The 20292-nt window shown below is 67.9% G+C and carries 23 protein-coding genes and 1 tRNA gene; 7 read left to right on the top strand and 17 right to left on the bottom strand.

What is annotated here, in order from left to right:
• Positions 1 to 23 precede the first annotated feature (23 nt).
• The 5 genes from serS to KEG38_RS21170 all read left to right on the top strand — a co-directional run bounded on the left by serS (position 24) and on the right by KEG38_RS21170 (position 3947).
• Positions 24 to 1322 carry a serine--tRNA ligase gene (gene serS, locus KEG38_RS21150; protein ID WP_272416904.1) on the top strand — a complete coding sequence of 433 codons (1299 nt, stop codon included), beginning with the start codon at positions 24 to 26 and terminating at the stop codon, positions 1320 to 1322.
• A 219-nt stretch (positions 1323 to 1541) separates the two neighbouring features.
• Complete coding sequence (locus KEG38_RS21155) at positions 1542 to 2498, top strand: DUF4339 domain-containing protein (RefSeq protein WP_272416905.1); 957 nt, start codon at positions 1542 to 1544, stop codon at positions 2496 to 2498.
• Between the two features lie 214 nt (positions 2499 to 2712).
• Positions 2713 to 2786 (top strand) — tRNA-Gln (locus KEG38_RS21160).
• Positions 2787 to 2838: 52 nt separating this feature from the next.
• Positions 2839 to 3465, top strand: a complete 627-nt coding sequence (locus KEG38_RS21165) for a sigma-70 family RNA polymerase sigma factor (protein WP_272416906.1) — start codon at positions 2839 to 2841, stop codon at positions 3463 to 3465.
• The gene (locus KEG38_RS21170) at positions 3462 to 3947 is read left to right on the top strand and encodes a hypothetical protein (protein WP_272416907.1); all 486 of its coding nucleotides are present in this window, start codon (positions 3462 to 3464) and stop codon (positions 3945 to 3947) included. Before KEG38_RS21165 ends, KEG38_RS21170 begins: the two co-directional genes overlap by 4 nt.
• Before the next feature lie 10 nt (positions 3948 to 3957).
• Here KEG38_RS21170 and KEG38_RS21175 read toward each other — a convergent pair whose 3' ends face one another.
• From KEG38_RS21175 to rho, 4 genes are all read right to left on the bottom strand, one after another.
• The gene (locus tag KEG38_RS21175) at positions 3958 to 5520 is read right to left on the bottom strand and encodes a sensor histidine kinase (protein WP_272416908.1); all 1563 of its coding nucleotides are present in this window, start codon (positions 5518 to 5520) and stop codon (positions 3958 to 3960) included.
• Between the two features lie 11 nt (positions 5521 to 5531).
• The gene (locus KEG38_RS21180) at positions 5532 to 6623 is read right to left on the bottom strand and encodes a (Fe-S)-binding protein (RefSeq protein WP_272416909.1); all 1092 of its coding nucleotides are present in this window, start codon (positions 6621 to 6623) and stop codon (positions 5532 to 5534) included.
• Positions 6624 to 6680: 57 nt separating this feature from the next.
• The gene (locus tag KEG38_RS21185; RefSeq protein WP_272416910.1) at positions 6681 to 8807 is read right to left on the bottom strand and encodes a GAF domain-containing protein; all 2127 of its coding nucleotides are present in this window, start codon (positions 8805 to 8807) and stop codon (positions 6681 to 6683) included.
• A gap of 166 nt (positions 8808 to 8973) precedes the next feature.
• A complete protein-coding gene (gene rho / locus KEG38_RS21190) occupies positions 8974 to 10221 on the bottom strand; it encodes a transcription termination factor Rho (protein ID WP_272416911.1) in 1248 nt (415 codons plus the stop codon).
• Positions 10222 to 10571: 350 nt separating this feature from the next.
• Between rho and KEG38_RS21195 the strand changes: the two genes are divergently transcribed.
• Both KEG38_RS21195 and KEG38_RS21200 read left to right on the top strand, forming a co-directional pair.
• Positions 10572 to 10850 carry an acylphosphatase gene (locus KEG38_RS21195; protein WP_272416912.1) on the top strand — a complete coding sequence of 93 codons (279 nt, stop codon included), beginning with the start codon at positions 10572 to 10574 and terminating at the stop codon, positions 10848 to 10850.
• A 47-nt stretch (positions 10851 to 10897) separates the two neighbouring features.
• Positions 10898 to 12625: a tetratricopeptide repeat protein gene (locus KEG38_RS21200; protein ID WP_272416913.1), complete on the top strand. Its 1728-nt coding sequence runs from the start codon at positions 10898 to 10900 to the stop codon at positions 12623 to 12625.
• A gap of 141 nt (positions 12626 to 12766) precedes the next feature.
• On the opposite strand, the gene rplQ is transcribed toward KEG38_RS21200, so the two are convergent.
• The 13 genes from rplQ to rplR form a co-directional block, all read right to left on the bottom strand.
• Entirely contained in the window at positions 12767 to 13333 is a 567-nt protein-coding gene (gene rplQ, locus KEG38_RS21205) for a 50S ribosomal protein L17 (RefSeq protein WP_272416914.1), read from the bottom strand.
• Positions 13334 to 13343: 10 nt separating this feature from the next.
• Positions 13344 to 14381: a DNA-directed RNA polymerase subunit alpha gene (locus tag KEG38_RS21210; protein WP_372518158.1), complete on the bottom strand. Its 1038-nt coding sequence runs from the start codon at positions 14379 to 14381 to the stop codon at positions 13344 to 13346.
• Positions 14382 to 14589: 208 nt separating this feature from the next.
• Positions 14590 to 15219: a 30S ribosomal protein S4 gene (gene rpsD, locus KEG38_RS21215; protein WP_272416915.1), complete on the bottom strand. Its 630-nt coding sequence runs from the start codon at positions 15217 to 15219 to the stop codon at positions 14590 to 14592.
• Between the two features lie 36 nt (positions 15220 to 15255).
• Positions 15256 to 15660, bottom strand: coding sequence for a 30S ribosomal protein S11 (rpsK, locus tag KEG38_RS21220; RefSeq protein ID WP_136935268.1), 405 nt, complete (start codon positions 15658 to 15660; stop codon positions 15256 to 15258).
• A 23-nt stretch (positions 15661 to 15683) separates the two neighbouring features.
• On the bottom strand, positions 15684 to 16064 hold the full coding sequence (gene rpsM / locus KEG38_RS21225) for a 30S ribosomal protein S13 (RefSeq protein WP_272416916.1): 381 nt from the start codon (positions 16062 to 16064) through the stop codon (positions 15684 to 15686).
• Positions 16065 to 16076: 12 nt separating this feature from the next.
• Complete coding sequence (gene rpmJ / locus KEG38_RS21230; protein WP_136935266.1) at positions 16077 to 16190, bottom strand: 50S ribosomal protein L36; 114 nt, start codon at positions 16188 to 16190, stop codon at positions 16077 to 16079.
• 48 nt (positions 16191 to 16238) lie between these two features.
• A complete protein-coding gene (gene infA / locus KEG38_RS21235) occupies positions 16239 to 16493 on the bottom strand; it encodes a translation initiation factor IF-1 (RefSeq protein WP_136921418.1) in 255 nt (84 codons plus the stop codon).
• On the bottom strand, positions 16490 to 17128 hold the full coding sequence (locus KEG38_RS21240; protein WP_272416917.1) for an adenylate kinase: 639 nt from the start codon (positions 17126 to 17128) through the stop codon (positions 16490 to 16492). The genes infA and KEG38_RS21240 overlap by 4 nt, the downstream gene beginning before the upstream one ends.
• Before the next feature lie 16 nt (positions 17129 to 17144).
• Complete coding sequence (gene secY, locus KEG38_RS21245; RefSeq protein WP_272416918.1) at positions 17145 to 18473, bottom strand: preprotein translocase subunit SecY; 1329 nt, start codon at positions 18471 to 18473, stop codon at positions 17145 to 17147.
• Positions 18474 to 18518: 45 nt separating this feature from the next.
• The gene (gene rplO / locus KEG38_RS21250) at positions 18519 to 18992 is read right to left on the bottom strand and encodes a 50S ribosomal protein L15 (RefSeq protein ID WP_271930126.1); all 474 of its coding nucleotides are present in this window, start codon (positions 18990 to 18992) and stop codon (positions 18519 to 18521) included.
• Between the two features lie 14 nt (positions 18993 to 19006).
• Positions 19007 to 19216, bottom strand: coding sequence for a 50S ribosomal protein L30 (gene rpmD / locus KEG38_RS21255; protein WP_372518152.1), 210 nt, complete (start codon positions 19214 to 19216; stop codon positions 19007 to 19009).
• Positions 19213 to 19815: a 30S ribosomal protein S5 gene (gene rpsE, locus KEG38_RS21260; protein ID WP_272416919.1), complete on the bottom strand. Its 603-nt coding sequence runs from the start codon at positions 19813 to 19815 to the stop codon at positions 19213 to 19215. The genes rpmD and rpsE overlap by 4 nt, the downstream gene beginning before the upstream one ends.
• A gap of 86 nt (positions 19816 to 19901) precedes the next feature.
• Positions 19902 to 20261 carry a 50S ribosomal protein L18 gene (gene rplR, locus KEG38_RS21265; protein WP_136935260.1) on the bottom strand — a complete coding sequence of 120 codons (360 nt, stop codon included), beginning with the start codon at positions 20259 to 20261 and terminating at the stop codon, positions 19902 to 19904.
• Positions 20262 to 20292: the final 31 nt, after the last annotated feature.

Consider the following 20292-nt stretch of genomic DNA (forward strand, 5'->3'; position numbering starts at 1 on the left):
AGGTCTCGGCTAAACCCGCCCCCATGCTGGACCTCCGCCACGTCGTCGATCACATGGACGACGTCCGCGCCGCCCTGGCGCGGCGCTCGCCCGCGGCCGCGGCCGCCCTCGCCCCCATCGCCGAGCTCGGCCAGAAGCGGCGCGAGCTCATCGCGCTCAGTGAGTCCAAGGCCGCCGCGCGCAACCAGGCCAACGAGAAGATGGCCAAGGCGGACAAGAAGTCCGCCGAGTTCACCGAGCAACGCGAGGCCCTGAAGCGCCTGTCCGCGGAGATCAAGGACGCGGAGCAGGCGCTCAAGGACGTCGAGGCGAAGATCCACGAGCAGCTCGCCCTCGTCCCGAACCTGCCCGATCCGTCGGTGCCGGACGGCAAGGACGAGCACGACAACGTCGTCGTCCGGACCTGGGGCGACAAACCGTCGTTCACGTTCACGCCCAAGGCGCACTGGGACATCGGCGAGGGCCTCGGCATCCTCGACTTTTCGCGCGGGGCCAAGCTCTCGGGCTCGCGCTTCACCGTGCTCTGGGGCGCGGCGGCGCGGCTCGAGCGCGCGCTCATCAACTTCATGCTCGACCTGCACACGCGCGAGCAGGGCTATACCGAGGTCCTGCCGCCCTTCCTGGTGAAGGACTCGGCGCTCTATGGCACGGGGCAGCTCCCGAAGTTCGCCGAGGACCTCTTCAAGACGCACAAGAGCGACCCCGAGCGCGCCTACGACCTGTATTTGATCCCGACGGCCGAGGTGCCCGTGACGAACCTCCACGCCGACGAGATCCTCGAAGCCGACAAACTGCCGCTCGCCTACACCGCGTACACGCCCTGCTTCCGCGCCGAGGCGGGCAGCCACGGCAAGGACGTCCGGGGGCTCATCCGGCAGCACCAGTTCGACAAGGTCGAGCTCGTGCGCTTTTCGACGCCCGAGACCTCGGCCGAGAACCACGAGACCCTCACGCGGAACGCCGAGGAGGTTCTCAAGCGGCTCAACCTGCATTACCGCGTGTCGCTGCTCTGCGCGGGCGACATGGGCGGCGCCTCGCAGAAGACGTACGACCTCGAGGTGTGGCTGCCGGGGCAGAGCGTCTATCGCGAGATTTCGAGCTGCTCGAACTTCGGCGACTACCAGGCGCGGCGCGCGGCGATCCGCTACCGGCCCGAGCCGAAGGCGAAGCCGCGGCTTCTGCACACGCAGAACGGCTCGGCGCTCGCGGTCGGCCGGACGGTGATCGCGATCCTGGAGCAGTACCAGCAGGCCGACGGGACCGTGGTCGTGCCCGAGGCGCTGCGGCCGTTCATGGGGTGCGAGGTCATCAAGGGGGTTTGACCTCACCCCCATCCCCTCTCCACTCCGTGGAGAGGGGGGAAGACGCGCGTTTCTCCTCCCCTCTCCACTCCGTGGAGAGGGGTTGGGGGTGAGGCCTGCGAAAACTTGGCCGACCTCACGAGAACCCTGTAGGAGCGCCCTAGTCACGTCGAGCGTCCGCCCGTCGCCCCATATCGCGGGGCCTGCGGACGCCCGGTGTTTGTCGGGAAGGGGCGTCTCATGCAGGCGTCGTGTGCGTCGTCGTCCATCAAAAGCAGGGACCCGGAAGACACGATCCCGAGCGTCTTTCAGCCGCGCTCGTCCATGCTCCCGCCCCCCGCGGAGAACCAGGCCGAGACGCAGCCGGCGCCGCTCGTGCGCGAGAGCCATCCGACGATCCCCTACGAGCGCGCGAATCCGAAATCGTGGTTCGCCGCCCAGAAGAGGCGCAGGCTCGCGCGGCTCCACCTCGACGAGGAGAGCACCGAGAGCGGTCGTCCCATGCCCGAGTGGTGCGTGGAGCACGGCCCGGGCCTGCGGGCCATGACCACGTTCGAGCTCTGGATGGCCCTCGCCAGGGGTGAGATCGGGGCCGAGACGACGGTCTGGCGCGACGGGATGGAGGGGTGGAGGCGCATCGAGCACATCCCCGAGCTCGCCTATGCCCTTGCCGATTCGGTCTCGTTCGACCCGCCGCTCGTGACGCCCGCGCCCTTGCCGGACGTCGCGCTCACGCCGCCGCGTGGCGAATCGAGGACGCCTCTGACCTTCAGCGGGGCCGTCGCGCAGACGGGCGACCCTCCGCACGTACGGTCTCTCGAGGGAGACGAGACCCGCTCGGAGCCGATTTCGCTCCCTGTTCGGGCGTGGCCCTTCGGTCGCAAAGGTGGGTCACGACGGTCTCTGGCAGGGCAAGGGGGGTTCTCCTTCCTACTCGGGTGTGTCGTGGCGGTGACGGCCGTTGGCCTCGCGCTCGTGCATCGAGGGATCGCGCCTGCGGTTCTGTCTGGGCAAGCCGGGGGTCCGGACCGTCCCGCGCTCGTGTCCGGAGCCTCCGCGCTCGTGTCGAAGGTGGGGCACAGGACGGTCGAGACCTTCCGGCAGACAGAGGCGGCTCCCATGGCGCCCCCTCCGCCCTCGGCGCGCCACCATACCGACCCGGGTCAGAGACGGTCGCGACGGGGCGTTCGGCGGTAGCGACCGTCCCCGAAGACGAGCGCGACCCTCCTGCGCTGGGGGTCGACCGCCGGCGAGGTTGGTCACGGCTCTGTTTCGCTGGGGGTCGACCGTCGCCGAAGTCGGTCGGCCTCCTCCCGCGGCCGGCAGCGACCGTCTCCTCGGCACGTGCCAAGCGGGGAGAGTCGCGCTATCGTCCCGGCCCTCTCGAGCTCCGGGCATGCCCGGGGCTCACTCCGGCGTCGTCTAAGGGCAGGACGGGGGACTTTGAATCCCCTAATCATGGTTCGAATCCATGCGCCGGAACCACTAGCGTCCCCCGACCGAGGGCGTTTACCGTAGCTGCGAGGAGCAGCCGGGCGTGACGAGCGACGACGAGACCGAGGAGGCCAGGTTCGTCGCGCGTCTCGTGGCGCGTGACGAGTCGGCCTTCAACGAGCTCGTCGTCGCCTACGAGCGACGCGTGTTCGCGCTCGTGTTCCGGATGATCGGGCGACGCGACGAGGCCGAGGACCTCGCGCAAGAGGTGTTCGTCCAGGTCTTCAAGGCGATCGATCAGTTCCGCGGAGAGTCGAAGCTCTCCACGTGGATCTTCCGGATCGCCGTGAACCTCTGCAAGAACAAGGCGAAGTACCTGTCGCGGCGCAAGGTGGGCGAGCAGGAGGACGTCCACGAGATCGCCGATCGCGTGACGGGCGACGGCGGCAAGGGCGTCACGGTGAGCGGAGCGATCAACCGCCCGGACGAGATTCTGGAGGGCATGCAGCTCGAGCGCATCGTCAGGCGCGCGATCGAGCAAGTCGACGCGGACTTCCGCGAGGTCTTGATCCTGCGCGACGTGGAGGACATGTCCTACGACGAGATCGCGGAGGTGACGGGCTTGCCGGAAGGCACGGTGAAGAGCCGCATTTTCCGCGCCCGCGCGCAGCTCCGGGCCCTGGTCGAGAAGGCGCTCGGCGACAAGCTGAGGAGCGAGAAGAAGGCATGAGCGGCGACGCGAAGCGAAAGCCAGAGGCGGGCGCGCCGGCCGACGATCAGGATCTGCTCGGCACGGAGGGCGACGTCACGGGCGAGGAGGCCGAGCGCCTCGCGGCCGAAGCAGAGCGCTGGCTCGACGCCGAAGAGAAGTCCGCGGCGAAGGACGAGACGTCGTCGGGCGCAGACGAAACAGGCGCGGCGAAGACGCGTGACGAGGACGAGGACGAGGACGAAGCGCCGCTCGACGAGGTCGAGGTGCGCGAGCTGCTCCGGCGCGCGCTGCGTCCACCGCCGGGCGCGGTGGCGCCGAGCCTGCTCGGAGGCGTGCAGAAGAAGCTGCGCACGCGCTCGCGAGGGAAGTTTTACGGCGACGGATGGAGCACGTCGCGCTCGCCGCGCTCGACGTACCTCGTGACCAGCGTGCTCATGCTGGTGCTCGTCGCGTTCGTGTTTTTGGTGCTCCTTCCGTGGGGCGGCGCCGCGCTCCCTTGAGCGACGCGCGCTAGGCCACGAGCTCGTCGTCTTCGACGGCCTTCGCGCTCGGCTCCGACGCGCCTGCGGCGGGCAGGTGAATCAGAAACCGCGTGCCGCCGCCTTCGCGGCCGAGGCAGCGGATCGTTCCGCCGTGCGCTTCCACGATGTCACGCGTGACCGCGAGGCCGAGGCCCGTGCCGCGTTGCTTCGTGGTGAAGAAGGGATCGAAGATCGACGCGCGTAGCTCCTCGGGCACGCCCGAACCCGTGTCGTCGACCGCGAGGTCGATGCCGTCGTCCTTGGCTTTGCGGATCGACACGACGAGCTCGCCGCCTTTCGCCATGGCCTCGCGCGCGTTGCGCACGAGGTTCAGGAGCGCCTGACGGAACTGCGACTCGTCGAGGCGCGCGTCGGGCAGATCGTCGTCGGCATCCACGCGGCTCGCCACGCCGCCGCGGTCGAGCTCGGGTCGCACGAAGGCCACGAGCTCGCGCGCGAGGTCCTCGACGCGCTCGCGTTCGAGCCGCGGGCGAGGCCTGCGCGAGATGCTGAGGTACTGCTCGGCGATGCGCGAGAGCCGCTCCACCTCGGCCTTGATGGCGACGACGAGCTGCGAGGCCTCCTTGTTGTCCGACGACGCGACCTCTTCTTCGAGCAGCTCCAAATTGAGGCCGATCGACGACAGGGGATTGCGAATCTCGTGCGTGACGTGCGCGGCCATCTTGCCGATGGCGGCGAGGCGCTCGGCGTTGACGAGCTCGCTGCGGGCGCGCTGGATGGCGGCGACCATGCCCTCGAACGTGGTCGCGAGCTCGCCGATTTCGTCGTTCGTGGCCATGACCTCGCGCGGCGTGAGGTCGCCTTGGGCGACGGCCTTCGCGCGCTCGGTGACGGCCGTGAGCGGCGCGAGCACGCGGCGCGCGTAGATGGAGATCACCACGCCGACGAGCAGCGTGAGCACGAAGAGGCCGACGAGGAGCTGGATGGACCGGGCCTCGCGTCGTTTCGCCTCGGCCGTGAGGCTCTCCATCCGCTCCTCGACGCGCAGCTTGATGGCGCGGAGCCGCTGCGCGCCCTCGGCCTCGCGCTTGAGCAGCTCGTCCCGCGCCCGCTCCGCGGCTTCACGATCGCTCACCGCGAGCGCCTGGAAGAGCTGCCCGAACCGCTCGGGATCCGCGCCGAGCAGCCGCTCGATCGCCGCGGCCTCGCGTACGATCTCGTCCTGGAACTTCGCGACGGAAGGATCTTCGTCGACGAGCCCTTTCTCCGCGGCTTCGCGCACGTGCGCGAACGTGAGCGGGCGCGTGCGGCGCGCGGTCTCGATCCACTCGCGCACGTCGCCGGGGTTTTTTGCGGCCGTGATGTGGTTGAGCTGCGCGTTGAACACGTTCTGCGCGGCGAGGGCCTCGCCCACGCGGAGCAGGAGCGGCGCGTATCCGCTGCGGAGGAGCTCCGCGCCTTGCGACGTGTCGCGCAGCGCGCGAAAGCTCCAGGTCACGGTGAGCGCGAAGGCCGCGAGCACGAGCACGTAACTCGCGAGCAGCCTGCTCGAAACGGTTCGCCTTCGGCGAGGAACCTTCGGGGTCGACATGCGTGCGGTCGTCAGGGAGCGAGCGCCCGCGCGAGCAGGCTGACGAGGTCCTCGGCAGCTTCGCCGCGGCTCCGGAAGCGCCGCAAGCTCGACCCGCACGCCGTCACGAGCAGGCCTCCACCCCGCGCCTTGTGCTCGGCGATGCGCGCGTCCGCGATGGCCTCGCTCGTGCGCGGTCGTGTCACGGGCAAGAGCGCGCCTGCGCCGCTGCACTCGCTGTGCTCGCGGTCGCGCTGGAACGTCGCGGGCTGCTTGCCGGACATCTTCGCGAGCAGCGCGCGCGGCTCGTCGTACCGGCCGAGCCCGCGGCCGAGCTGACACGGCGCGTGCCACCGCACGGTCGTGCCTGCGAGCTCGGGCAGCACGCGGAGGCGGTCCTGCGCGGCGTGCGCGAGGTCGAGGAGCAGCTCGGGCTCGCGGGGCATGGTGACGCCGACGCGCGCGTGCTCGACCATCGTGGCGCGCGCGCAGCCCGGGTCCACGACGAGCAGGCGCGGGACCTCGGAGACCTCGGCGGCGAGGCGCTCGGCGGCCACACGGAAGCCTTCCCGGTCACCCGCGTGGAGGGAGGGAAGGCCGCAGCAGCTTCGAATCGCGCGTACGGGGCCGCCGACGAGCTTCGCCGCGGCGGCGAGCGCGTCCTTCGCGACGGCCGGGTTTTTCCGAGCGTACGAGCATCCGACGAGCACGCCGGCCGCGACGTGCCTTGGCGTTTCGCCCTCGATCGCATCGAGCGCCGCGGCCGTCTCGCTGGCGCGCGCTTGCGTCCGCATCACCACGTCCATGGCGGCCTTCGGCGCGGCGCCGCGTGCGAAAAAGTCCGCGCGCGATTCGACGAGCACCGTCGCGGGCTCGTTCCTGTGGTCGCACTTCTCGCGGCACGCGTGGCAGCCCGTGCAGGCCCATGCGGGCGCGGTGTGCTCGGCCTCGACGGGCACGTCGCCGCGGCCCGCGAAGTACGTGAGGCTCATCTTGCCCCACGGCGTCACCGTCTCGCTCGCCTCCGCGTTCGAGACGGGGCACGCGGCGCGGCAGAGCTTCGGGCAGTACACGCACGTCTCGAGCGCGCGTTTGTGCGTGGCGACGATGGGCAGGCGGAGCACCTCCGGAGTCTCTGCTCCCGAGGCGATGCGCGCAAGGGATCCGCGGATTCTACCGAGCTATCCGGTTCGTCCCGCGGGTTGGCCCGGGTTGCTCGCGCGGCCGCTGCGTCGGCTCGGTGGCCCTTCCTCGCCGGGCTGGCTCGCTCGCGCCGTCTTGGCCGATCGGTCGGCCTCGGACTCCTCAGCCGCCGGCGCCTGCGGCGAGCGCGCCGTCGTCGCGGAGGCCGACGTGGGGCTCGTCGCATGCACGAGCGGCAAGCCCGTTGCCTCGTCGACACGCGCGCTCGATGCCCGTGGGATGTGCGGCGACGCTGGAGACGCGGTCGGGGCCGGCGGCGCGATCGTCGCCATCATCGGCGTCTCTTGCGGGATCCGGATCGTGAACGTCGTTCCGCGCTCGGACGAATCCACCTCGATCGAGCCTCCGTGCTCGTCGACGATCTTCTTGACGATCGCGAGGCCGAGGCCCGTGCCGCCGCGCTTGCCGCTCGTCACGAACGAGTGGAACAGCCGCTCGCGGATCTCCGGCGGAATCCCGCGCCCCGTGTCGGAGACGCTCAGCACGAAGTCCGAGCCGTGCCGCAGCGCGCGCAGCACCACCTTGCCGCCGCCGTGCGGCTCCATCGCCTCGACCGCGTTGCGCACGAGGTTGTGCACGACGCGCGTCATCTTCGTCTCGTCGAAGCGCGCGGTGCCGCGGTCGTCGAGCTCCATCACGATCGTGACGCGGTTGCCTGCGAGGTCGAGCTGGAGCTGCTTCTCCAGGTCGCCGAAGAACTTCGTCAGGTAGACCTTGCGCACGAGGATGCTGCGCTCGCCGCGCGCGAACTCGAGCAGTTCGCGCTGCATCGCGCTGATCGCGTCGAACTGCTTCAGGATGAGCCGCGCGTGCTCGGCGCGTACAGAGGGCTCGCCCGCGGTCGCCATGAGCTGCACGTAGCCGCTGATCACCGTGAGCGGCGTGCGCATGTCGTGCATCACGCCCGAGAGCAGCCGCCCGATCGCCGTGAGACGCTCGCTCTTCTCGCGCTCGGTGCGCGAGCGGAAGAGGCGCACCGCGGTCGACGCGTTCGCCGACACGAGCCGCAAGAGCGAGCGATCGTCCTGCGTGAAGCCGAGCGTGTTCTTCGCGTTGTAGAGCCCGAGCGCGCCGAGCGACGTGTCTTCCTCGCCTTCGAGCGGCACGACGATCGCGCTCTCGATCTCCAGATCGAGCGACGGATGCATGTGCGCGAGCGCGGCCTCGGCGACCGGCCCGATCGGCGGATCTTTCGGGCCGAGGTGGACCGACTCGTTGTGCGTCATGGCCCAGCCGAGCAGGCCTTCACCGCGCTTGACGGGCAGTCGCTTCACGTCGACGTCGCGCACCGAGACGCCCGGCGCCGACGCGTCGCAGAAGTACAAGAACACGCCGGCCTCGCCCTCGTCGACGAGCAGACCACCGGCGCGCGCCTCGCACGCCTTCGAGGCCTCGGCGATCACCGCGCGGCTCAGCTCTTCGAGCGACGAGGCTCCGCTCATCGCCGTTTCGAGCTCGAAGAGCAGCTTCAGATCGGCGACGCGGTGCTCGAGCTGCTCCTTCGTCTCGACGAGCTGCATGTTCTTCTGGATGACCGAGAGGAACAGGCGCGAGTTGTCGATGGAGATCGCCGCCTGCGTGGCGAGCGCCGAGAGCAGCTCCTCGTCGTACTGCGAGAACTCGCCCTTGCCGCCGTGCTTGTTGAGCACCTGCACGACGCCGATCGTGCGGCCCACGTGGTTGCGCATCGGCGCGGCGAGGATCGAGCGCGTCCTGTAGCCCGTGAGCTCGTCCCACGTGCGCTGGAAGCGTTTGTCCCTGTACGCGTCCTTGACGCGGGCGATTTTGCCGTGCTTGGCGACGTGGCCGGCGATGCCTTCGCCGACGGGCAGCTCGATCGAGCGCACCTCGCCGCCGAGCATCACCCGCGAGAGCAGCATCTTTCGTTGCTCGTCGAGCAGGTACAGCGTGGCCCGGTCGGCTTCGAGCAGCTCCGTGATCTTGCCGAGGATGAGCTCGAGGAGCTGGTCGAGGTCGAGTGTGGAGCCGAGCGCGAGCCCGACGTCGCGCAGGGCGCTGACGGTCTTCTCCGAGCGTTCGAGCCTGGCCTCGAGCTCCTCGACCCGGGCCGTGAGCTCTCGCAGGCGGTCCGCCTTACCGGTCACTCGTCGACGCTAACACGCCTCCGGCCGGCGCTACAGCGCTCCCGCAAAATCGCGATGGATCCGGCGTTTGCCCGGGGGATCGGCAGGGGAGGGGAGGGGAGAGGAGGGTAAAAAGGGAAGGGGGCCCCCAGGTCGAGGGCCCCTCAGGCATGGCCGAAGGCCAGGCCTACTGATTCATCGATTCGAGGAACTCCTGGTTCGTCTCGGTGCGGCTCACCTTGTCGAGCAGGAACTCCATGGAGTCGATGACGTTGAGCGGGTGCAGGAGCCCGCGGAGCAGCCAGACGCGCTGGAGGATCCACTCGGGCAGGAGCAGCTCTTCCTTGCGCGTCGCGCTCTTGTTGATGTCGAGGCAGGGGAAGATCCGCTTCTCCATGAGCTTGCGGTCGAGGTGGATCTCGCTGTTGCCCGTGCCCTTGAACTCCTCGAAGATCACCTCGTCCATGCGCGAGCCCGTATCGACGAGCGCGGTCGCGATGATCGTGAGCGAGCCGCCCTCCTCGATGGAGCGGGCCGCGCCGAAGAAGCGCTTCGGCTTGTGCAGCGCGTTCGAGTCGACGCCGCCGGAGAGGATCTTGCCGCTCGGGGGGACGACGGTGTTGTAGGCGCGGGCGAGGCGCGTGATCGAGTCGAGCAGGATGACCACGTCGTGCTTCTGCTCGACGAGGCGCTTGGCCTTCTCGATGACCATCTCCGCGACCTGCACGTGGCGCGTCGCAGGCTCATCGAAGGTCGAGCTGATGACCTCGCCCTTGATGTTGCGCTGCATGTCCGTGACCTCTTCGGGCCGCTCGTCGATGAGCAGCACGATGAGCGTGGTCTCCGGGTGGTTCGTGCTGATCGCGTTGGCGATGTTCTGCAGCAGCACCGTCTTGCCGGCGCGGGGCGGCGAGACGATCAGACAGCGCTGGCCCTTCCCGATCGGGCAGAGCATGTCGATGATGCGCGTCGAGAAGCCCTTCGTGCCGTTCTCGATGTTGAACTTCTGCTGCGGGTAGAGCGGCGTGAGGTTGTCGAAGAGGATTTTGTCGCGCGCGACCTCGGGCGAGACGCCGTTGATCTTGTCGACCTTGAGCAGAGCGAAGTACGCCTCGCGCTCCTTCGGGGGCCGGATCGGGCCGCTCACCGCGTCGCCCGTGCGCAGGTTGAAGCGCCGGATCTGCGACGGGGAGACGTAGATGTCGTCCGGACCCGGCAGGTAGTTGTAGTCGGGCGCCCGCAGGAAGCCGAAACCGTCGGGCAGGCACTCGAGCACGCCCTCGCCGTACACCGGCTGATCTTGGGCAGCCAAGGCCTGGAGGAGCGCGAAGATGAGCTCCTGCTTGCGCAGGCCCGCGGCTCCTTCGATGTTGAGGCCCTTGGCCATCTGCACCAGATCGGCCATCGATTTCTGCTTCAGTTCACGCAGGTGCATCGATCGAAAACTCCACGCAGGGGCGTCGGCCGGGAGACGGCGCGTTCCCCGAGGTCGGTAGGGTTGTGGGAAGGTCGAGCTTCGAGTCGGCCCTTGGGCCGGCTCTCGTGGATTGCCCGCCCCTGGGAAGGGCGGTTCGACGGACAGTGATGGGCGTCCCCAGCGAGGGGGCGCGGCCGAGCGCGGTGCTCGGCGGGCGGGGACTCTATCAAGCGATACTGCCCTGTCAATCGGCCGATTCGCCTCGCGGGTTCGCTCCTTCGGGGGCGGATCGTTTCAGCGCGTGCGTTCGCGCGCAGGCCTACGAGGTTGCCTCGGTCGCGACGTGCGAGTAGGAATCGAGCGGTCCGATGGGGCTGAAACAAGTGCATCTGCACGTGAAGGGTCGCGTCCAGGGCGTCTATTTCCGGGCGTCGACGCAGCGCGAAGCCAAGCGCCTCGGCCTCTCCGGCTGGGTCAAGAACCGTCCGGACGGAGGCGTCGAGATCCTCGCCGAAGGCGAAGAAGACGGCTTGAAAGAGCTCATCGCCTGGGCCCAAAAAGGCCCGACCGCGGCGCGCGTGGAGCGTGTCGACATCCGCTGGCGCGGATTCCAGGGCGATTTTCCGGACTTCCGCATCATCGAGTGAACCGCCCGGGAAGGGCCGCGCGCTCGCCCGTCGTTCTCGGGGGCACCGTGAATCACGTCTCGAAGCTCGCTTCGTCGTTCGTTCTCGTCTCCGCGCTCGCGCTCGTGCCCCTGCACGTGCACGCCGCCGGAGAGCTCACGCAACCTTCGGCCTCGGCCTCAGCCGCCGCAGCTCCGGCCGCGCCCGCTTCCTTGCCAGAGCTGCCGAAGCTCCAGCCGATCGTGCTGCAAGAGCCCGACGCAGCGGCGCTGCAAGAGCTCGACCGCGTGCTCGAGCGCCTCACGACGGGCGACCCGCGCGGGAAGGAGACGGCGCGGACGGCCGTCGCCGAGGTGACGCCCGCCGTCGTGCCTGCGGTGCGCGCGCGTGTGCAGGAGCTCCGCGCCGGGCTCGACCGCAAGGAGGCGCAAGGCCTGCTCGACGACGCGCGCAAGGCCGGCCGCAAGTCGCTGCGCGACAAGGAGAAGGCCGAGAAGGCGGAGAAGGCAGGCAAGGAGAAGGACAAGGCCGGCAAGGACGAGAAGGCCGCCGCCAAGGACGACAAGGCCAGCAAGGACGCGAAGGCGCCGAAGAAGAGCAAGGCCGACAAGGAGAAGGACAAGGACGCGGAGGACGAGGGCGATTGGCTCGAGTTTGTCCTGGCCTCTCCAAAGCCGAAGAGCGACACCTGGCGGGATCTCGTCCGCCTGCTCGCGATGGAGCGCATGCTGACCGCGGCGGGCACGACGCCCGCGGTGCGCGAGCTCCTGCAGATGTACTCGTACTTCGGCGAGCTCTTGCGGGTCGATCTGCAGCGGCAAATCGGAAAGCTGCGCGACCGCGCCGTCCCCGCGCTCATCGAGGGCCGCCAGCACGACGCAAAGATCGTCCAGCGCTTCGCGAGCAAGCAGCTCGATCTGCTCGGCCGCGCGATCCCCGGCGAGGCCGTCGGCGTGACCGATCCGCAAGTCCTCGCCGACATCCTGCGCGCCTACGGCCGCACGCGCGACGTCGACGCCGTCCGCGTGATCCTCTCGTTCAGCAACAGCGACCGCATCCAGCTCCGCGAGGCCGCGCGCGAGGCGATCGCAGCGATCGGCGAGCCCGGCATCTGGCAGCTCCGCGACGCCTACCTGAACCAGACGGGCAACAAGGCCCCGCGCGAGTTCACATGGGACCGCATCGCGCGCGAGCTCTTCGGCATGTACGACCGCGCGCGGCTCGCCGAGGTCTACAAGCTGATGGACGAGGGCGCGGCGCATGCAGCCGCGAGCCGCTGGGTCGAGGCGACGAGCGCGTTCGACAAGGTGCTGGCGCGCTCGCCGGTGTTCGAGCGGCGCAAGGAGATGGCGCCGGCGTACGTGGCGCACGCGAAGACGCTCGAAGAGAAGGAGCCGGCGGCGGCGCTGGAGATGCTGCGCAAGGCGCTGCGGCTCGACCCGAAGGGGGAGGGGGCGCGAAAGATCGAGGCGGAGATCGCCTACCTCGAAGGCGTGACCCTCATCGCACGAGGCACGCCGGACAAGTTTCCCCTGACGAAGGCGATCGAGCTCGATCCGAGCAACGAGCGCGCGAAGCGGGCGCTCGCGTCGCTGGAGCAGGAGCGCATCGCGCCGCAGAAGAGCTCGCTGCACCGCTACGTGGCGGCGAGCGGCGTGGGGCTCGTCGCGCTGATCGCGATGATCTTCCTGGCGCGGCGCAAGCCTGACGCCGGTCGCGACGCGGAAGGGTCGCGGGCAGGCAGCAATCCGCCCACTCCGCCCGCGCCAGATGCGCCGGTTGCCGGCGCGGAGTGAGCTTCCGCGAAGCGGATCGCAGTCCAGACAAACGAAAACACGGGCACCCTGTGGTGTCCGTGTTCGTTTTTCCCTTCCAAACCCGTGAACGGTGGCGACCGGTCACCCGATCCCCGTTCACGGGTTCGTCGTGGGAGCGCTTTACTCGTTCGACGCGGTCTCGCCCGAGCTCGCCGTCGAGGCGGACTCGGCCGAGGCCGACGCGGCCGACGTGGGCTCGGCGGTCACCGCCGCAGCCGGCTCCTCGGGAGCCTGCTTGTCGGTCACCGGCGTCGCGTCGATGAACTCGATGTAGACCATCGGCGCATTGTCACCCCGGCGATTGCCGAGCTTGATGATGCGCGTGTAGCCACCGGGCCGGCCCTCGAAGCGCTTCGAGAGGTCGAGCATCACCTTCTCGACGACGTCGACCTTGGTCCCGTCGGCCTTCACGCCGAAGCGCGGCACGTACGACGAGACGAGACGCTCGGCGTGGAGCCGGCGCGCCTTGTCGGCCGCCGACAGCTCGCTCTGCGCGGTATAGGCGATCTTGCCGAGGCGCGTGGCCTTGGTGATGAGCCGCTCCGCGACGCGCCGGAGCTCCTTGGCCTTCGCGTCCGTCGTCTCGATGCGCTCGTGGGTGATCAGGTTCGCCGTCAAGTTGCGCAGCATCGCGCGCCGGCTCGACGTGTCCCGACCAAACTGCCTCCCCGCCTTCTTATGACGCATATCGCACCCTCTAGGCTTGCGCCTGCTGCGCCTTCCAGCGCTCGAGCAGCTGCGGCCAGTTGTCGATCTTCATACCGAGCGAAAGCCCCATGTTCGCGAGGATCTCTTTGATCTCCTTCAGGGACTTCCGACCGAAGTTCTTGGTCTTCAGCATGTCCTGCTCGGTCCGCTGCACGAGCTCGCCGATCAGGGTGATGTTCGCGTTCTGGAGGCAGTTGGCGCTGCGCACGCTGAGCTCAAGCTCCTCGACCGAGCGGAAGAGGTTCTCGTTCAGCGGCTCCTCGTCGCCCGGCACCGTCTGGTAGCTCGTCTCCTCCGACTCCTCGAAGTTGACCCAGATCGAGAGCTGCTCCTTCAGGATCTTCGCGGCGAACGCGACCGCGTCCTGGGGCAGCACCGAGCCGTTTGTCCAGACCTCGAGCGTCAGCTTGTCGTAATCGGTCACCTGACCGACGCGCGCGTTCTGGATCGTGTAGTTGACCTTGCGGATGGGCGAGAACAGCGCGTCGATGGGGATCGTCCCGATCGCCATCGTCGGCGTCTTGTTCCGCTCCGCGGGCACGTAGCCGCGGCCGACGTTCACCGTCAGCTCCATCGCGAGCGGGCCCTTCTTGTCGAGAACCGCGATCAGGTGATCGGGGTTCAGCACGCTGAGCCCGTCGACGAGCTGGATATCGCGCGCGTACACCGGCCCCGGGCCCTCTTTGTCGACGCGGACCGTATAGGTGCGCGCGGCGGCCGCCTTGAAGACGACCTCCTTGAGGTTGAGGATGATGTCGCTCACGTCCTCGACGACGTCGGGCACGGTGGTGAACTCGTGCAGCGCCCCCTCGATGCGGACGGCGGTGATCGCCGCGCCCTGCAGCGACGAGAGGAGCACGCGGCGGAGCGAGTTGCCGATCGTGATCCCGAAGCCGCGCTCGAGAGGCTCGCAGGTGAACTTCGCGTAGAAGTTGTTCGCCGACTCCGTGTCGATCGAAATGCCCTTCGGGCGGATCAGATCGCGCCAGTTTCGCGCGATCATCGTCATGCTTCCGCTGGTCTGCATCGTCATCAGCGTCCTCTTTCTTCGAGGGGTTCGCGCGGAGATCTCACCCCGTCACCGCACTCGGTGAGCGAAAGCCGTCTCCTGCCCGCGTCGCGCCGGATGGCGCTCTTTTCCTGCAATCAAAAAGCGATCGGGGCCGCGCTCCCTCGCACGCCCCCGATCAGCTTTCCGAAACGTTCACCGCAAGACCACCGACCTGCGAACAGAATCAGCGCGAGTAGTACTCGACGACGAGCTGCTCGCGGATCTCCGGCTCGTTGAGGTCCTCGCGCACCGGGGTGCCCTTGACCGAACCCGAGAACGACCCGCGGTCGGCATCGAGCCACGAGGCGATCGGGCGCTTGTCCGCGCCGGCCACGGCGGCCGCCACGAACTTGAACTTCTTCGCGCCCTCCGTGAGCTCCACGCGATCGCCCACCCGAACCACGAAGCTCGGGATGTCGAGGCGCTTGCCGTTCACCTTCACGTGACCGTGGCGCACGAGCTGACGCGCCTCGGAGCGCGACGCCGCGTAGCCGAGCCGATGCACGACGTTGTCGAGGCGACGCTCGAGGAGCGCCAGCATCTCTTCACCCGTGCGGCCCTTGCGACGGCTCGCCTCCTGGAAGTAGCCGTGGAACTGGCTTTCGAGAACGCCGTAGATGCGACGCACCTTTTGCTTCTCGCGGAGCCGGACGGCGTACTCGCTGAGCTTGATGCGACCCTGACCATGCTGGCCGGGCGGGTAAGGACGCCGCGTGTAGGCACACTTCTCCGAGTAGCAGCGCTCTCCCTTGAGGTAGAGCTTCATGCCTTCGCGGCGGCAGAGCTTGCAGACAGGACCAACGTAGCGAGCCATGTTCGTAACCTCGAGCGGACTCCCGCGCGCGCTGCTTCAGACCCGGCGCCGCTTGGGCGGCCGGCAACCGTTGTGCGGAATGGGCGTGACGTCGCGGATCAACGTCACCTTGAAGCCGGCCGTCTGCAGCGCACGGAGCGCGCTCTCGCGCCCGGCGCCAGGGCCCTTCACGAATACGGCCACCGACCGCATCCCGTGCTCCTGCGCCCGCCGCGCCGCCTCTTCGGCAGCGAGCTGCGCAGCGAAGGGCGTCGACTTGCGCGACCCCTTGAACCCGCGCGCACCGGCCGACGACCACGCCACGGCATTGCCGTTGATGTCCGTGATCGTCACGACCGTGTTGTTGAACGTCGACTGGATGTGCGCAATCCCAGCCGCGATGTTCTTCTTGACCTTCTTCTTCTGCTTGGCCTTGGTGGCCGCCGTTTTCGGACTCGCCATAGCGTCCTCTTCCTAACGTCCCGTCACGCCTTCGTCGCCGGGCGACGCTGCAGCATGCCCTTGCGGGGGCCCTTGCGCGTACGCGCATTCGTGTGCGTGCGCTGGCCATTCACCGGCAGACCGCGGCGATGCCGAAGACCGCGGTAGCAGCCCAGATCCATCAGCCGCTTGATGTTGAGCTGAACCTCACGACGAAGATCGCCCTCCACCTTGTACTCGGCGTCGAGGATCTCGCGGATCGTCCTGATCTCTGCGTCGTTCAGCTCCTCCACCCGCTTGTTCTCGGGGATCTTGGCTTTCGCGCAGATCTGCTTCGCGAGGGCGCGGCCGATACCATAGAGGTACGGAAGCGCATACGCGAGATGCTTACGACGCGGGAGATCGACGCCAGCAATACGTGCCATGGTTGCTCCAGCTCAGCCCTGACGCTGCTTGTGGCGAGGGTTCTCGCAGATCACGCGCACGACGCCGCGACGGCGCACCACCTTGCACTTGTCGCAGATTTTTTTGACGCTCGGTCGCACCTTCATGACGCGGCTCCGTTCCCTGTCCTCGCTCCGCTATTTGGGCTGCTTGGTCTACTTGTGACGATACGTGATCCGGCCACGCGTCGGGTCGTAGGGCGAAACCTCGACCGTAACGCGATCGCCGGGCAAAATCTTGATGTAGTACTGACGCATCCGGCCGCTGATGGTCGCGAGCACCCCGAGACCATTGTCGGCCTTTACCCGAAACATCGCGTTCGGAAGAGCCTCCTGAACGACACCATCGAACTCGAGCTTGTCGCCCTTCGGTTCCTTCGCGGGTTTCGAGCTTTGGTTCGATCGCCTCATGACTCTTCCGGATGCGCTCGGCCAAGGGCCCCGAGCACCCTCGCCGTGACCTCCTCGGGTTTGCCGACACCATCGACACGCCGGAGGAGACCTTTTGCTTCGTAGTAGGGCAGAAGTGCCGCCGTCATCGCCTCGTACGCATCGAGACGCTTTCCGACGGCCTCCGGCCGATCGTCCGCCCGATGCTCTAGCTCGGCATCCGGGGGCGGCGGATTATAGACGAGATGGTAGATCTGTCCAGACCTTTTGTCGGTCCGACGGTGGATCAAGCGCTCCTCCAGGAGAGATCGCGCCACATCCAGCTGCAAAACAGCATCGATCGTGAGGCTCCGACCCGCAAGCAGACGCTCAAGCGCCTCGGCCTGGGGGACCGTACGCGGAAAACCATCCAGCAAGAACCCGTTCTTGCAGTCCGCATCGTCGATGCGCTTGTCGATGAGATCGATCATCGCCTGGTCCGGAACGAGGCCGCCCGCGTCCATGATCGCGCGGTACTGCGGATCGAGCGTGCCGGCTGCCTTGGCAGCGCGAAGCATGTCACCCGTCGAGATCTGCGGGATCCCAAACTTGCCGGTGAGAACCTTCGCCTGCGTGCCTTTGCCCGAACCGGGCGGACCAACCAAGATCGCGATCATCCGAAGATCTCCCTTCTCATCCCTCGGGGAGGCGCCGCGCCCGAATGCGGCTCGCCCCAGGGCCGGTGAGCCCTTCGTAGCTGCGCGTGATGAGCTGCGCCTCGATCTGGTTGACCGTATCAAGCGCAACACCCACGACAATCATCAGGGACGTCCCGCCAAACGTAATCTGCACACGCAGGAGGTCACCAACCACCGACGGCAAGACACACACGGCCGCGACGTACATCGCCCCGCCGAACGTGATGCGATTCATCACGCCCTGGATGTAGTCCGCCGTCTGCTTGCCCGGGCGAATGCCAGGGATGTTCGCCTGCTGCTTCTTCAGGTTCTCCGCCACGTCGACCGGCTGGAACGTGACGCTCGTGTAGAAGTAGCAGAAGAACACGATCAGGAGCGCGTAGCCGGTGTTGAACACCCAGCCGCCGCCGCTGATGATCGACTGGAGCTTGTCCGCACCCGGCACGTTCATGTTCGCCAGCGTCGCGGGGAACATGAGCAGCGAGGAGGCGAAGATCGGCGGGATCGTGCCCGCCGTGTTCACCTTGAGCGGCAGGTGCGCGTTCTGCGCGCCGTACACGCGACGCCCCACCTGCCGACGCGAATAAACGATCGGGATCTGCCGGCGACCGTTCTCGAAGAACGCGATCACCGCGATCGCAGCCACGACGAACGCGCCGACCGCAGAGATCGTGAGCGGCTGGATGTTGCCCGCGTTCGTCGCGAGATAGCTACCCACCCAGCCCGGCACGCCCGTCACGATACCCGCGAAGATCAGGAGCGAGATGCCGTTGCCGATGCCGCGCTCCGTGATCTGCTCGCCGATCCACATGAGAAACGCCGTTCCCGTGGTCAGCGTGATCATCGTCATGAGCTGGAAGCCGAGACCCGGGTGCGTGACGATGCCCGCGCCCGCGTCCGAGGCCGACCAGCCCTCGACGAGCTTGGCGCTGCCGTACGCCTGGAAGAGCGACAGCGCGACCGTGCCGTAGCGCGTGTACTGATCAATCTTGCGCCGCCCCTGCTCTCCCTCTTTGCGCAGCTCGTCGATGGGCTTGTAGACCATGCCCATCAGCTGGATGATGATCGATGCCGAGATGTACGGCATGATCCCGAGCGCAAAGAGGGAGAAGTTCTCCAGCGCGCCGCCGGAGAACATGTTGAAGAAGTTCAGCAAACCGCCCGACTGCTTGGCCATGTACTTCGACATGGCGGCGCGGTCGACGCCGGGGACCGTGACGAAGACCCCGATGCGGTACACGGCCAGCATCACGAGGGTGAAGATCACCCTGCGCCGGAGCTCCGGGACCTTGTGGAAGTTCGCAATTCCCGCGAGTGTGGCCATGGTACGTCGGTGTGCTGCCTTGGGGGGGCTCGAGCCGAAAGGACGTTAGGCTTGCGCCGAAGCCTTGCCGGGCGCAAGCACGATCGCCTTGCCGCCCGCCGCCTCGATCTTGGCGATGGCGCTCTTCGAGAACCGGTGCGCCGTCACGGTGAGCTTCTTCGTGAGCTCGCCGTCGCCGAGCACCTTGATGAGGTCGTAACGACCCTGGAGCAGGCGCTTGCCCTCCAGCGCCTCCTGGTTCACGTCCGCGCCAGCCTCGAAGATCTCGAGGTCGCCGACGTTCACGTTCGCGACGATCGCCGCGAGCGGGTTGCGGAAGCCGCGCTTCGGGAGGCGACGCTGAATCGGCGTCTGGCCGCCCTGGAAGTGCTTCTTGCCGATGTTGCCCGTCGACCGGGCCTTCTGGCCCTTCTGGCCACGACCCGCCGTCTTGCCGAGGCCGGAGCCCACGCCGCGGCCGACGCGGGTCTCCTTCTTGTTGGCGCCTTCCGGGGCCTGAAGCTTCGAGAGGATGTCCATGCTGCTTCGCTTTCTTACTTCGACGCCTGCGCGCCGTTGCCGTCGACTTCCTCGACCGAAACGAGGTGGATCACCTTCTTGACCATGCCACGGAACGAGGGCGTGTTCTCCACGAGAACCTCATGGCCCGGCTTGCGAAGGCCGAGGCCCCGCAAAACCTTGCGCGTGTGCTCCGTCTGGTTCGTCACGCTGCCCGTCTGCCGCACGCGGAGATGGCTCTTCACGGCGTACCTCCTTCACCCCCCTCGCGCGGGTTGCGAGCGGGGGGCATCTGACTCGCACGACGACGGTTCGTCGCGCCCGTCGCGCTGCCGCCCTTGCGCTGCCAACCCACGTCGTCCACCTGCATCGAGCGCCTGCCCGCGACCTGCTCCACGCTCTTCAGCGCCTTGAGGGCCGCCACCGTCGCGTGAACGACGTTGTGCGGGTTGCTCGTGCCGAGCGACTTCGAGAGAACGTCGTGGATGCCCGCGGACTCGACGACCGCGCGCACCGCACCGCCCGCGATGACGCCCGTTCCAGGGCTCGCCGGCTTCAAGAGCACCTTGCCCGCGCCGACGTGCCCGAACGCGTCGTGCGGGATCGTCGCCCCGTCGAGCGGGATGCGGAAGATGTTCTTGCGGGCCTGGTCGTTGCCCTTCCGGATCGCCTCCGGAACCTCGTTGGCCTTGCCCAGGCCGACGCCCACATGTCCCGACTCGTCGCCCACAACGACGAGCGCCGAGAAGCTGAAGCGCCGCCCGCCCTTCACGACCTTGGCGACGCGGTTGATGTGGATCACCCGCTCCTTGAGCTTTTCTTCGTCGACCTGATCGAACGCCATACCGTGCCTTCTTCGTCGTCCGTGAAGTCTTCGCTATCGCCCGAGACGTTTTGCCCGAGACCCCCGCGGGTCCGGCGCCTTCGGGGCTAGAACTCGAGCCCCGCCTCCCGCGCGGCCTGAGCGAGGGCGCTCACGCGCCCGTGATAGAGGTAGCCGTTCCGATCGAACACGACACGGTCGATCTTCTTCGACTTGCAGATCTTGGCGATGAGCGCCCCGACCTTCTTGGCCGCGTCGACCTTGTTGTCGTTGTCGAGCGTGCCCTTCAGGTCCTTCGACAGCGTCGACGCGTGCGCGACGGTCTGACCCGTCGTGTCGTCGATCACCTGCGCGTAGATGTGCTTCGCGCTGCGGAAGACGGTGAGGCGCGGGCGAGCGGGCGAGCCGTTCACCTTCTTGCGAATACGGAGCTTGCGGCGCTCCCGTCCGACGATCTTCATAGCCATGGTCGTAACCCCGTACCTGTAGGGGCGACAC

Source organism: Polyangium jinanense, assembly GCF_028435265.1.
GTDB classification, from domain to species: domain Bacteria; phylum Myxococcota_A; class Polyangia; order Polyangiales; family Polyangiaceae; genus Polyangium; species Polyangium jinanense.